This is a genomic window from Paenibacillus ottowii (assembly GCF_050516475.1).
In the GTDB taxonomy this organism is placed as follows: domain Bacteria; phylum Bacillota; class Bacilli; order Paenibacillales; family Paenibacillaceae; genus Paenibacillus; species Paenibacillus ottowii.
In genome coordinates, this window is the sequence record NZ_CP191577.1 from 2685248 (window position 1) to 2698601 (window position 13354).

The following is a 13354-nucleotide window of genomic DNA, read 5'->3' on the forward strand; positions in this document are numbered from 1 at the left end:
CATTTCTTATACAGTTGGGGGATGCCCGGGTTCCACCATTCAAATCAAATGATGCTTACTCGCTATATCCCCTTCGGCACAGCAAGCAAAGCGCTGCCGCCAATTGGCCTCTGCCTATCCCCACTCATTTAAAAGTGGGGCAGCTTTTGCGAAGAAAGGAGCAGATTCAGTGGGCAGTAGCGGAGCGGTACATTTGAATCTGGAGAAGCGAAGCGCTCGCCTTTGCCCCTGAATTCTAACCTTTTCATGTGTTATACAATCCAAAAAAATTTAGGGGCAACAGCGATCGGAAGATCAAATGGAACGCGGAGCGTCACACACATCTCTATCTGCGCTCAAAGTAAACCCTGCCCATTTACAAAACCTTCTCCAAGAAACTAATGGTCCGCTCGTTTTTCGGATTACCAAATACCTCTTGTGGCGTTCCTTCTTCTACGATGTAGCCACCGTCCATAAACACGACACGGTCGCTTACTTCCCGTGCAAAGCCCATCTCATGCGTTACGATCATCATCGTCATACCTTCGCGAGCCAGATCCTTCATTACGCCGAGCACTTCGCCGACCATTTCAGGATCAAGCGCCGAGGTTGGCTCGTCGAACAGCATAATGTCGGGATTCATTGCCAGCGCTCTTGCAATCGCCACACGCTGCTTCTGACCGCCGGAAAGCTGTCCTGGCAATGCATCTGCCTTATCGGCCAAACCTACACGATCCAGTAGCTTCATCGCCGTCTCACGTGCCTGTGCCTTCGTCTGTTTGCCCAGCTCAGTCGGTGCGAACATAATGTTCTTGAGCACCGTCATATGCGGGAACAGATTGAAGTGTTGAAACACCATACCTATATTTTCACGGACCTTGTTAATGTCCACGTTTTTATCACCCAATTTGTAGTCATCGACGATGACTTCGCCAGCCGTAATTTCCTCTAGCATGTTCATACAACGCAAAAACGTACTTTTCCCTGAACCTGAAGGTCCAATGACACATACAACTTCGCCTTCGCGTACTTGCATGTCAATGCCTTTCAGCACCTGGTTACTGCCATAGCTTTTTTTCAGGTTTTTAACGATAATTTTACCCACGGCGAACTCTCCCTTCAAGACGGTTGGAAATTTTGGTCAGGACTGTAATGACGATAAGATACATCACCGCAACGACCAGCCAAATATCAAAGGATTGGAACGTCCGCGCAATAATGATTTTACCCGATTGGGTCAATTCGACCAGACCGATAACCGACAGAATGGACGTATCCTTCAACGTAATAACCAACTGATTGATAAATGACGGGATCATGATTTTCACGGCTTGTGGCAAAATGATCTTCAGCATGGCTGTCCGGTACGGTAAACCAAGCGAACGAGCTGCTTCCATTTGTCCCGGATCAATGGACTGAATACCCCCGCGGATAATTTCGGTCACATAGGCACCAGCATTCAGGGATAACGTCAATACCGCAGCGACAAAAAGCGGCATTTTAAAGTCGAGTGCCTGTGGAATACCGAAGTAAATAAAGAATGCAAGTACGATCAGTGGAATACCACGGAATACATCAACGAAAACCGTTGCAATCCCACGGAACACCTTGTTATGGCTTACCTTCATAAAGCCAAACACCAGTCCCAGCAAAAAGGCTACGAGCAAGGATACCAGGGTGTACAACAGCGTATTTCCCATCCCTTTAATCAACGCAGGCAGTGAAGCTGAAATAAGCTCCCAGCGGCTGCGTTCTACAGGAGCCACGCCTTTGCCGGATTCTCCAAGGTATTTGGACATGATCTTGTCATATTCCCCGCTATTGCGAAGATTCACAAGCCCTGCATTGAATTTCTTCAGCAGCTCCGCATTTTTGCCTTTGTTGACAGCGAAACCGTAAGAACCGCCTTTTTCCTTATCGGTCACCAGCTTAAGACCATTATTCTGAGTCACACCATAGGCCAGTACTGGAAAGTCATCAAAGCAGGCAGCCGAATTACCTGTTTTAACTTCATCATACATTTGAGAAGAATCGTCGAATGGAACTAAAGTAAAGCCATATTTAGCCTTAATGGAATCTGCGAACGTGTAGCCTTGTGTTCCTGTTTTGACAGCGACACGCTGTCCTTTCAAGTCCTCATAGCGTTTAATCGTATCATTATCCTTACGGACCGCCATGACAACACCCGAGTCAAAATAGGGCTCGGAAAAATCAAATTTTTGCTTGCGTTCATCGGTAATACTCATCCCGGCAATGACACCATCCACTTGATTCGTTTCAAGGGCCTGCACTGCCGCGTTAAAGCCAAGTGGCTTAATGGTATACTCAAAATTCTGATCCTTAGCAATAGCTGCCAGTAAATCCATGTCGATTCCGACAAATTTACCATTAACATCTTCAAACTCAAAAGGCGCGAACGTTGTATCCGTGCCGATATCATATTTTGTTTTATTTTCTGCGTGAGCCACTACACCGAAATTACCGGCCAGGGCAACCACAGAAAACAAACAAATCATGAGTGCTATTAGTTTTCTTGGTTTTTGCATAAGATCCTCCAGTCAGTTGAACGGTTCAAAGTTTTCTGTTTATTCTACAGGAGTTATTAAAAATTGACTACTTTGATGTCAGGTATTTTTTTAAAAACATCTCATGGAACTATCTGGATGTGTGAACTTTGGAGATGTATTTTTGCCCTGGAATGCCAATAAGCCCCTGCCGCAAAAAGCGGACGGAAGCTTATTGTGTATCTTATATTGTATGTTCTTTTTCAAGAAAACATGATGAAAACTAGAAGAGAATTTTGAAAATCAAACCTGACAACACCGCTGCAATCGGAATCGTTATTACCCAGGTTATGATAATACGACCAGCTAATGACCAGCGAACCGCACTAAAACGCTTGGCAGAGCCTACACCCAAAATTGCCGAAGTTATGGCATGGGTGGTACTTACTGGTAAATGCAGCAAAGTAGCTGTGAATATAACGGAAGCCCCCGAAACGTCGGCTGCAAATCCATTAATCGGATCGATCTTAAAGATTTTGGTTCCCATCGTCTTGATGATCTTCCAACCCCCAATGGACGTACCAAGCGCCATGGCGGTTGCCGCTGAAATTTTCACCCACATAGGTACTTCCAAATGGTCTTGATACCCGGCCGAGACAAGTGCGAATGTAATGATCCCCATTGCCTTCTGAGCATCATTCGTACCATGCGTGAACGACTGAATAGCTGCCGTAATCACCTGCATGGTGCGGAAACCTTTGTTCACCGTATGTGGACTGCGATAAGCAAAGATGTATTTCAAGATCATCATCACGATGTAACCGACAACAAAGGCAATCAACGGGGAGAAAATTAGCCCCTCAACAATCCCGATGAAGCCGCTCCAATTTAATTTATCCTGTCCCGCACCTACATACACCGCTCCGGCCAACGCACCAATCAGTGCATGGGAAGAAGAGGAAGGAATACCGAACCACCAGGTTAGAAGATTCCAGATAATCGCAGCGATCAGCGTCGCAATGACGATATCAATACCGTTGGTCAGTTTGGTAGGGTCAGCAACACTTCCACCAATGGTTTTGGCAACCCCAGTGAACATGATGGCCCCAAGAAAGTTCATAACCGCCGCCATAATAATCGCACGTCGCGGCGTCAATGCACGGGTCGAGACCGAAGTCGCAATCGCGTTCGCCGTATCATGAAACCCATTGATAAAATCAAATGCCAGAGCAAGAAAAATAACAATACCTAATACCAGTAAACTTGTATCCATGTAAAAGGACTCCCTTACGAGTTACGCATAATGATGGATTCCAGCATATTTGCAACATCCTCGCATGAATCCGTTGTCGTTTCAAGGCGTTCGTACAATTCTTTACGTTTAATCAGCTCAATAGGATCAGTTACAGTTGCAAACAGGTTTTTGATGCAAATGCGCAATAATTCATCCCCCTGATTTTCCAGATCATTCAGGCGAATGGTGTATTCGCGAATAGCCAACAATTTTTTCTGTGAAAGCAAATGTACAGCCTTCTGAATTTCATAAGCTGATTGACGCAAAATATCAGCAAACTGCACAATATACTCGTCCGGCTCTGTAATGTTGTACATATAAAAACGAGAGGCTGTCGCTTCAAGACCGTCCAACACATCATCCATGGTCGTTGTCAGTTCCATGATGTCGTCGCGTTCCAGCGGCGTAATGAAGGTCTTGTTCAACTCAGTAATAATCGTGTGTGTGTAATCATCACACTTATTTTCATACTTCTTCATCTCATTGGTAAACAAAGTCACATCTTGAAAATTTGAAGTATGTTGGGCAAAATAATCGGCTGCTTGCACGATCGTATCTGCCATATTTTCCAACGTCTCGAAGAATATATCCTTTTTCTTCAATCTCATAACGATTACCCCTTTACGAAAATATCCGCAACCTATTTCGACTGCAATAGACAACCTTTGCTATCTTATCACACTCATCAATGTTTTTGTAATGTTTGTAAAAGCAAATTTCAAGATATACGTATACAATGCCCGACATGGAGAGTCATTATCCGACATTTTTTCCCTAAAAAGGTGTATTACGTTTTCTAATTCGCTTCAAACGTTACATGTTCCGCTAGTGGAGTATCTGCAGGTACCACATGTATATAGGATGTACCCGGTGTTAACGGGATTTCAACCCCATTTTTCATAAAACGTATCGCATTGCCAGATGTATGCTGCCACTCAGCACGGATTAGCTTTCCTTGTTGAAACACCATCGCTTCTCCACTACCATCCAGTTCAACACTTAGTCTGCCTACATCATCCAGCGTTCGATGCCTCGTGCTCATCACAATAACATTGGCCGCTGAGAGCTGTTGGTTATTATTTTGATCTAAATGTGACTTTTCGTTCACAAAACGCTTATATCGTTGATGCACTGGATCGTAGGTATAAGATACGCGATAGCTTTTCAGCAAAAATCGGATATGCACAGATGCAGCACTCTCGTCCACCATAACTGGAGTTTCGCCGGTTTTAAGATAAGGATATGCTGGAACTTCCGTCTGTCTGGTATACCCTTTGCTTTCACTTCCTTTGCGGAGCCTGTTTACATCTGTGTATAAATTATGTGGAGGTCGACGATCTTTGCTTCGCCAAAAGTAAGCCCCTCCATTTGAAATCTCATCCAGATGTTCCTTCCGCTGTTGCTGTAAAATCGCATAGGCATCTGTACTTCCCCCCGCATGTATCGGCAACGCACCATAGGTTTCGCCCAGTTCAATCAAATACGGCCGAATGCTCCGGACCGGACCAATCTTCACATCACCACCATGGCTTTGGAAAAAAGCTACCAAACGGGTAATTCCGCCTTCTGCAAGAACTTCATATACCATATCTGCCTGACTCAGCCCTGCCTGCGGACGCGCAGCTGGAGCATTGTTGATCATAATAGCCAGCGGCCGCTCTACAACTGGCTTCTCCACCGGAAGCCCCGTAAGTGGAGCTGTAAATGCCGGAACAGCAGGCTCCTTAGGCTGTTCAAGCGCCTTCTTCTCTGTTTCTTGCTGGGTCGGTTGGGGAACGGATTCAGACTCCCCCTTACTAGACATAGCAGAACAAGACACCATTGTCATGCATAACAGAGCTGAGGCCATCACACGCAACCAATACTTTCGTTGGGAAATGGGCCCGGACACGTTCATCCCTCCACTTCGTTTATTTTTCTCATTATAAGCTTTTCTTCCTGTTTTTGTCTTGATTGAAGCATGACCTCTCTATAGAATACTTATCTGAAGACATTAAAATTTAAAAAATATTCATACTTTGTGATTTTTATCACAAATAACTGTAACTGAACCTAATACAATAAAGGTGTAGCAAAGATGATCATCCCAAACAAACTGAAATACAACCCATCATTATAGATTAAGAAAGAGGAGTGGTTTGAATGTTTAACAACTGGTTACGTGAGAACAAGGTTGCAATGTGGTTGCTAACTGTAGTACGGGTTTACCTAGGTTATGAATGGATGACCCACGGACTTGAGAAGCTGACTGGCGGATTCGATGCAGGCGGATTTATCTCGGGGGCTATTGCCAAAACAGGTGGGGAACATCCCGCTGTACAAGGCTGGTGGGGATCGTTCCTTGAAGCCTTTGCCCTGCCGAATGTTGGTTTGTTCAATGTCCTGATTCCACTGGGTGAGTTCTTGGTCGGCGTTGGCCTGCTGCTTGGTACCTTGACTACACTGGCTACTTTGATGGCTATGGTCATGAACTTCTCGTTCCTGTTCTCGGGTACTGTAAGCACCAATGCAATCTACCTGCTGGTTGAAATCTTCCTTATCGTTGCTGGTGCAAATGCCGGTAGAATCGGCTTTGACCGTTGGGTACTGCCCTTCCTGCGTGGACTGTTTGGTAAAAATAAGGATACCTTTGCAGACCCCACTCGAAAAATAGCTTAACTATCCAAAAAAACAACCGTTATCCTCCGGCTAATGGTTGTTTTTTTGTGCAGCTATGCTGCTTCTCTTAATGTATGCCCCTCCTGCTCCTCCTCTGTTTGAAGTAACAAAGGAGCCCTCAAGTCCATCCTGACTTGGGGACTCCTTTTTCGGATTCATTTCCCCCCTAAACGTTTACAAGTTGGATACGACATGGAATGCTACCGATACATTTACCCTATACACTACAGTTACATCACAGAACGTAATAGAGGGTTATAATATAGGAAAAATCACCAAGTCCTATCTCATGCTCGCAGCAGTAACTTTTACAGTCCAGACAATGGGATTGGGATCTACGGCAGGCATTTATGACATTACTGAATCAAAATGAAGATAAGCGTACTACGCAAGTATCCACCTGGCTAAAAAAGAACGTGCCTGCTAATTAATCAAGAAGCATACAGCAAAAAAACTTCCAACCCCACACACCATGTGGTTTCGGAAGTTCTTTTCTACATTTACAGACCACTTTCTTGACCAAAAGCCCAACAATTGAGACTTAATGAGCCAAGGACATACGACTGAAAAAGCTTACGCGCAGAGCGATCATGATCCGCAGCCCCCATCACGTAAAACAAAGGAGAAAAATGCTCTATTCCATACGAAGGAACCGCCTGCTTGGCATATGGAGCCTTCTTGTCATATTGGAATAGGTGACGCAAATTCCAGTCTTGAAGCTGCTGTGCGATCCAGTCATCATATTGAACCGCCCAATCGGCTGGCTCACTCGTCTGCTTGAGTGTCCGCAAGTTGTGAACCAAACCTCCACTACCTAGAATCAAGATCCCTTGTTCACGCAGTGGCGCTAGCATACGCCCAATCTCGTATTGCTCCTGAGGATCGCGCCGTGAATCAATAGACAAGGGTACGACCGGTATGTCCGCATCAGGATATATATGCCGCAAAACCACCCATGCTCCATGATCCAGTCCCCGGTTCCGAACCGGCTGGTGGAACAGGTTATGCTGACTGAACAGATGCCCTATCTCCTCATACAGCTTTGGATCGCCTGGTGCAGGGTAATCAAGAGTGTACATTTCTTCGGGAAAGCCGTAGAAATCGTGCAACGCTGCATGCTGATCATCCGCGCCAATACTTTGATCGGGGCTATCCCAATGCGCGGAAAAAATAACAATTCCTTTGGGTCGGGGCAGGCTCGCGCCCAGCTTTGCAAGAAAGCTGGTATATGCGTTATTTTCTACAGCCAGTGTCGGTGAACCATGCGCAACAAAAATTGAGGGTAATGTCATCGCTGCCAACCTCCACACGCCAGTATAGTGTTACTCTTTTATTTTACTCCGGCGGAGGCGCAATTTCCAATCCAATCCGTTACACCATGAAATCAGATCATCCAGTGCTGCCAATCCCGTTGAATATGTTCCTGTTCATCCAGCCATTCCAGTGTGCGGTCAATTAGCTGTTGCCGCTCTTTACCCGATGAAAACGTGTGATCTCCCTGGAAAATAATCTCCTTATCACAGCGTCCCTCTGGACGCATCCAGAATACCTTTTGAAACAGAAATGCATAATCCACAGGAATGATATCATCCGAAGTGCCATGAATAACAAGCACATCACCGTTAAATTTAACGGCCTCTTGGAACGGTTGGAATTGGGCTAACGACTCAAAATAAGCAGGTGTGAACTTATATCCCAAATAGTCTGCATGACCGGTTTTAACAGACTCATCATACACGCTTCGCTCCGTTATTTTGACAATATCGTTGAACGGATAGCCAACGGCTGACCAAAGGACCAGGTTTTGTACTCTTTTATCCCGAACAGCTGTGAGAAGGGCAACCGCGCCCCCCAAACTGTGACCGATCAGCGTTACCTTAGTCGGGTCAATGTCCGCGCAATTCACGGCGTAATCCAATACGGTGCGTGTCTGATTGATCATAGAATCTAGACCCTGCTTGCCATATTCACCCGTGCTTTCTCCACAACCAGCAAAGTCAAAGCGCAGTACAAAATATCCCCCTTCGGCCAATTCACGCGCCGTCTTGACGAATAATCGATCTACTCCGATACGATTGCCCACAAAACCGTGGCAAATGACAACAAGCGGAACTCGTCTCTGACGCTCTCCCTCATTCGTACGGTTTGGATAATGAATTGTTGCGGCCAGTTCTTCATTTTCATAACGAATTCCAATTTGCCGTTCCATCCTGATCCCCCCTGTTTCAAACTTCACTTCAGCATTTAATTGTTCAAACTCATATAGTAACGTGGAATATCCATCCAGAATTTTCATTCACTTTAATTCCGATAAGTTTAATAAGTTTTATTGTAAAGTCAGTCTATCATCGCCCTGCGTCCTTGTCAACCTGTCAGTTCATACGGATACAGAAGTAAACAAATGGCGCTCCCCGATGCGATGCCGGAGAACGCCATACTACTCGCTTATTAGATTGTATCCGCTGCATTAAAGTAGACGGCTTGCTACTCGTAGCTGTGCCTGAACATTTGGTGGGTTTCGATTCGTCCCTCCCACTCCAGTTTACAAGAGGCGCCGCTATTCTGATCCTCATGCCACAGACTGCGGAAGCTTTGTTCACCTAGTTCACCTGCAAACTCTGTATCCTCAGCCATCTCAGCATCGTCCAATATACGGTACGTTGGAGATGCCCCTTGAACGTTCCGGTGACTCACGATTGCAGGCAAGGCTCCCCCATTGTTCCCGTTCGTAGCACCTGTCAGTCGTTTTTGGACTGAATAATCTGCCTGTTTCTCCAGTTCCATGATGCCACATCCTCTCAACGTTTTATAATCAGGTTGCTCCATGTGCTCACCCTTTATCCAGTTTGAGGAGAATGCAGCGGTAATATACATAAAGGATAAAGCCTTTTGCCATCCGGCGTTTCCTCACGTATACTGTCTTTGTTACAAAATGGCGATTTTATCAGCCCGGAATACGATCATAAAGCAGGAGGAAGCAATGAATAAAGCAAAAAATTATACGCTTATTGCATGGATTGCCTTGTCCATGTTTTTCTTGACACAGGCGATTATCGGTTGGTTTATCACCTTTACAGGCGGGGATATCCAACCTTTTGAAAAAATTAACCTCTCCACCCTTATCATTATCGCTGCAGGTGCTATTTTGCTGATTGAAGCATTGATGAATTTCATGGATCGCCCGGAAGAAGGCGAGGAGACTCAACAACCAGACCATGCTCCCGTGAAGCCCCAGATAAATTTCAAATCCATCTTGATGTATGTCATACTGGTTGTTATCATTCTTGTCGCCGGACTGGCGCTACGCAGTGTGTTGCCGGTATTCAGGATCTCACCTTGGATGAATTTAGTGCTCGCAGCCATCGGCTTTATTGGACTCAAACCGATTTTTCTGCGTAAAAAACGTTCTTAACCAGCATACCTTATCACACTGGAGTTGCCCTTCATCACGGATCGTTGCAACTCCATTTCATTTACAATCAACCATCCGATTCGAAGCTTGGGTGACCGCCAGAAAAGCCGTATTCCTCACCTGCAAGAAGATGCATAGGGAATACGGCTTCATTTACTTTAGCACTTATTTGGAAAATAGTTGTTCTGCATTATCCAGAGCAATTTTGTGCCCCATCGCGGAATAGTCCAGCCAAGGCTGTCCGTCCAGCATATAGACATGACCCTGCTTCACGGCCTTTAGTCCTTGCCATACTGTATTTCCCTCCAGCTGCTTGTATACCTTTTGGGCATCCGCACCTTTACTAATAATAACCAGGATGGCATCGGCATCATAATCCGGTAAAACCTCTTGGGATACAACCTGATAGGCCTTATTGATCTTTTCCACACCTTTGGCTGGCTTTAAGCCCAAATCCTGATACAGCAGCGGTCCTACGGGACGCTTCATCCCCATGACACGTACTTCTTTCGCTGTGACACGTACAGCCATGACCGTCCCGTCTCCGATTTTGGAATGAATGAGCTTTTTAACCCGTTCCCTCTGTGCGTCATAATCTTTTAGAAAAGCATCTGCCTGTGCTTCATGCTTGACCATAGTAGCTATTTTTTTCAACTGATCCTTCCAGGTGTCTTCATCCAGATCAAAAACCTCGGTCGGTGCAATTTTTTCAAACTTGGCTACATCAGTTCCCGAATATTTTTTGTCGAGGAAAATATGATCAGGTTGAAGCTCCAGTACTGCTTCCATATCGGGATCTGTGACGACCCCCAGCTTACGGGTATTTTGAAGACGATCTTTTACATGGGGCAGAAAATCCTTCACATCTCCACCAATAACTGAACCCGCCGGGGTAATGCCTAGTGCTAGCAAGTTGTTCGTCAAATGAATAGACATTGAAGCAATACGCGAATCCGCACTCAGGGTAGTTTGCGCACTATCGGCCGCTTTCGTATCGCTAGCTTGTTTGTCTGCTGTTTGTCCACAAGCGGACAGCAGGATCATGCATGCAACAAGAGACAGGGCTGCCCATGAACGTTTAAACCTCGAACCCTCAAATTTATTTTTTCTCATAAATATTCCCTCCCATACTTATAAAAGCTCTATTTTTTATGTTCAATCTTTAAGGCTTCTACTTCGTTGTTATTCCGCATGCTGCATCAGATGCAGCATTGGACTTTATATGTAACCTATTCCTCTTGTCACTTGGTTCGGGACAACAAGAACAAAAAATACGGAGCGCCTACTACAGCAACCACTACCCCTGCTGGAATCGCATTCGGCTGAAATACCGAACGACCAATCGTATCTGCAATGACCAGAATAACGACCCCGACCAAAGCGGCTACTGGTAGCAAATATTGATACATCGGACCTACCAGACGGCGAGCCAGATGAGGTGCAATCAGCCCAATGAAGCCAATCCCTCCGGCCATGGATACGCTGGCGCTCGATAGAGCCACCGCCGCACCCAGCAGTATCAGACGCTGGCGCTTTACGCTTGTGCCGATTCCAGCTGCGGTCTCATCACCTAGCGACAGATTATTCAGGCTGCGTGTCTGTGATAAAACGTACGGCAGGATAATGACAATCCACGGCAGTAAAGCCGCTGCATGTATCCAGTCCCGTCCCCATACGCTGCCAGCCAGCCAACGTGCGGTAAATGCGTATGTATCCTCATCCAGCCGCAACGACCAATACAGCGTTATGGCGCTGAGCCCTGAGGCTACACCGATACCGGACAGGATCAGCCGCACAGGTACGATTCCTCTGCTGCCATGATAGGACAGCATAACTATCAGCACCGCCGCAACGACACCTCCTGCAAAGGTAAACAAGGGAATGAGCAAAGCTGCCGATCCTTCCAGATCGCGAAAAAAACTGACAAACATTACGAGTCCCAAAGCAGCCCCCGCATGCAGCCCTAGTACCCCCGGATCTGCGAGTGCGTTTCGCGATAAGCCTTGCATGACCGCACCGGCTGCACCTAGTCCCGCTCCAGCCAGCACGGTTACAACAATCCGCGGCAGGCGATATTCAAACAGGACCATATGATCACGACCGCTGCCCCCGCCAAACAGTGTGTCCAGCACGCGCAGCGGTGGAATTCGAATCGTTCCGGTATTCAAACCGAGAACAAGGACAGCAAAGCTGATTCCAGCCAATACTAAGCACACGAGCCAAGCCTTGGTCGTTCTTATATCCCCTGTCCCTAGAGAGCGTCTCACTATAATTCCCTCCTTTCCTTACGGGCGAGAAAGAGGAAAAAGGGCACTCCGATAAAAGACACCATAATTCCAATAGCTAGCTCCTCTGGCGGATTCGCCATTCTCGCTCCCAAATCAGCCAGCACCAGCAGTATGGCTCCCAATAATGCAGACAATGGTACGATCTGGCGATAATCCACACCGATCAGCTTGCGAGCAATATGTGGGACGACCAGGCCTACAAAGCCGATGGCTCCCGCAGCCGATACGGATAGTCCAGCCAGAACCACCACAGTCAGCAGCCCCAACAGCCGGATACGCCTGAGATTTAACCCCAGATTCAGTGCCACCTCATCCCCCATTGAAATCAATGAAATGGAGCGTGCAAGCCCCATAGACCAAGCGATCACAATAAGCAAAATCGGGGCAAGCATCTCAAGCTGCGACCATTTGATTCCAGCTACACCTCCTGCATACCAGAAGGCTAAATCCTGACTTAGATCAAAGTAAATCGCAATTCCCGAAGTCATGGAACCTAACAAGGCTGCTGTCACAGCCCCAGACACCGTGAGTCTCATGGGTGTCAATCCTCCCGGCGCGGAAGCTCCCAGTCCGAATACCAGCAAGGTACTCATCAGTGCCCCCAGGAACGACAAAATAATTAACGTCCCATAAGGCAGATCAGGGAAAAAGGCAAAACTCACTGCAACTACAAACATCGCACCTGCGTTAATGCCCAGCACACCTGTATCCCCCAGCGGGTTGCGCGTGATGCCTTGAATCAGAGAGCCTGCAACCGCTAGCGCAGCCCCAATGATAGCTGCACCAAGCACACGCGGCAAACGTAGCTCATGAATAATCTGATGGGTCGTCAACGAACGATCATAGTGAAACACTGCCGACCATACCGTGCTTAGGGTCAGATCCTTGGCTCCAAATGAAATGGCAGCGAACATGGCCAAGGCCAGCAATACAGCCGAAGCTGTGAACAACAACGCCTGCCGAATCCTTCCCCCTCGGAGCACTGGACGGGCTATAAGGGCTACTTCCGGAGCTGTCCTTTCTGTCGAAGCTGTATGTTTGTCCATGCTGTCTTTAGACTGCATTTCGATGAGGTCACTCCCTCCATACCTGAAAGCTATTACGACTCTCATTACAATAAAACGCCATTGATAATGATAATGATTATCAACTTGATTCATAATAGCATGTTTCTACGACATTGCAAGCCAAAAACTGTTCCCCCGTGGGAGGAACAGTT

General features: G+C 46.5%; 13 protein-coding genes. 2 read left to right on the top strand and 11 right to left on the bottom strand.

Translation table 11 applies throughout. The annotated features are described in order from the left end of the window. Positions 1-355 precede the first annotated feature (355 nt). From ACQQ6X_RS12565 to ACQQ6X_RS12585, 5 genes are all read right to left on the bottom strand, one after another. Positions 356-1084 (bottom strand): amino acid ABC transporter ATP-binding protein, encoded by a 729-nt coding sequence (locus ACQQ6X_RS12565; RefSeq protein ID WP_025677319.1) that lies wholly within the window; start codon positions 1082-1084, stop codon positions 356-358. Continuing rightward, the gene (locus ACQQ6X_RS12570; RefSeq protein ID WP_305165594.1) at positions 1077-2525 is read right to left on the bottom strand and encodes an amino acid ABC transporter substrate-binding protein/permease; all 1449 of its coding nucleotides are present in this window, start codon (positions 2523-2525) and stop codon (positions 1077-1079) included. Before ACQQ6X_RS12570 ends, ACQQ6X_RS12565 begins: the two co-directional genes overlap by 8 nt. A 241-nt stretch (positions 2526-2766) precedes the next feature. After that, positions 2767-3756: an inorganic phosphate transporter gene (locus ACQQ6X_RS12575; protein ID WP_305165595.1), complete on the bottom strand. Its 990-nt coding sequence runs from the start codon at positions 3754-3756 to the stop codon at positions 2767-2769. A 14-nt stretch (positions 3757-3770) separates the two neighbouring features. After that, on the bottom strand, positions 3771-4385 hold the full coding sequence (locus tag ACQQ6X_RS12580; RefSeq protein WP_013369515.1) for a DUF47 domain-containing protein: 615 nt from the start codon (positions 4383-4385) through the stop codon (positions 3771-3773). A gap of 188 nt (positions 4386-4573) precedes the next feature. Next, complete coding sequence (locus tag ACQQ6X_RS12585; RefSeq protein ID WP_305165596.1) at positions 4574-5668, bottom strand: DUF3048 domain-containing protein; 1095 nt, start codon at positions 5666-5668, stop codon at positions 4574-4576. Between the two features lie 251 nt (positions 5669-5919). Between ACQQ6X_RS12585 and ACQQ6X_RS12590 the strand changes: the two genes are divergently transcribed. Next, a complete protein-coding gene (locus tag ACQQ6X_RS12590; RefSeq protein ID WP_063209786.1) occupies positions 5920-6435 on the top strand; it encodes a DoxX family membrane protein in 516 nt (171 codons plus the stop codon). Positions 6436-6935: 500 nt separating this feature from the next. Here the strand turns inward: ACQQ6X_RS12590 and ACQQ6X_RS12595 are convergent, their stop codons facing one another. The 3 genes from ACQQ6X_RS12595 to ACQQ6X_RS12605 all read right to left on the bottom strand — a co-directional run bounded on the left by ACQQ6X_RS12595 (position 6936) and on the right by ACQQ6X_RS12605 (position 9219). Further along, a complete protein-coding gene (locus tag ACQQ6X_RS12595) occupies positions 6936-7727 on the bottom strand; it encodes a dioxygenase family protein (protein ID WP_305165597.1) in 792 nt (263 codons plus the stop codon). A gap of 92 nt (positions 7728-7819) precedes the next feature. After that, on the bottom strand, positions 7820-8644 hold the full coding sequence (locus tag ACQQ6X_RS12600) for an alpha/beta hydrolase (protein WP_305165598.1): 825 nt from the start codon (positions 8642-8644) through the stop codon (positions 7820-7822). A gap of 275 nt (positions 8645-8919) precedes the next feature. Then, the gene (locus ACQQ6X_RS12605) at positions 8920-9219 is read right to left on the bottom strand and encodes a hypothetical protein (protein ID WP_305165599.1); all 300 of its coding nucleotides are present in this window, start codon (positions 9217-9219) and stop codon (positions 8920-8922) included. A 196-nt stretch (positions 9220-9415) separates the two neighbouring features. On the opposite strand from ACQQ6X_RS12605, the gene ACQQ6X_RS12610 reads away from it, so the two are divergent. Further along, on the top strand, positions 9416-9847 hold the full coding sequence (locus ACQQ6X_RS12610) for a DUF1129 domain-containing protein (RefSeq protein ID WP_149035466.1): 432 nt from the start codon (positions 9416-9418) through the stop codon (positions 9845-9847). Between the two features lie 165 nt (positions 9848-10012). Here the strand turns inward: ACQQ6X_RS12610 and ACQQ6X_RS12615 are convergent, their stop codons facing one another. From ACQQ6X_RS12615 to ACQQ6X_RS12625, 3 genes are all read right to left on the bottom strand, one after another. Then, complete coding sequence (locus ACQQ6X_RS12615) at positions 10013-10960, bottom strand: ABC transporter substrate-binding protein (RefSeq protein WP_305165600.1); 948 nt, start codon at positions 10958-10960, stop codon at positions 10013-10015. A gap of 128 nt (positions 10961-11088) precedes the next feature. Then, positions 11089-12114 carry a FecCD family ABC transporter permease gene (locus ACQQ6X_RS12620; protein ID WP_305165601.1) on the bottom strand — a complete coding sequence of 342 codons (1026 nt, stop codon included), beginning with the start codon at positions 12112-12114 and terminating at the stop codon, positions 11089-11091. Next, complete coding sequence (locus ACQQ6X_RS12625; RefSeq protein ID WP_305165602.1) at positions 12114-13199, bottom strand: FecCD family ABC transporter permease; 1086 nt, start codon at positions 13197-13199, stop codon at positions 12114-12116. The genes ACQQ6X_RS12620 and ACQQ6X_RS12625 overlap by 1 nt, the downstream gene beginning before the upstream one ends. Positions 13200-13354: the final 155 nt, after the last annotated feature.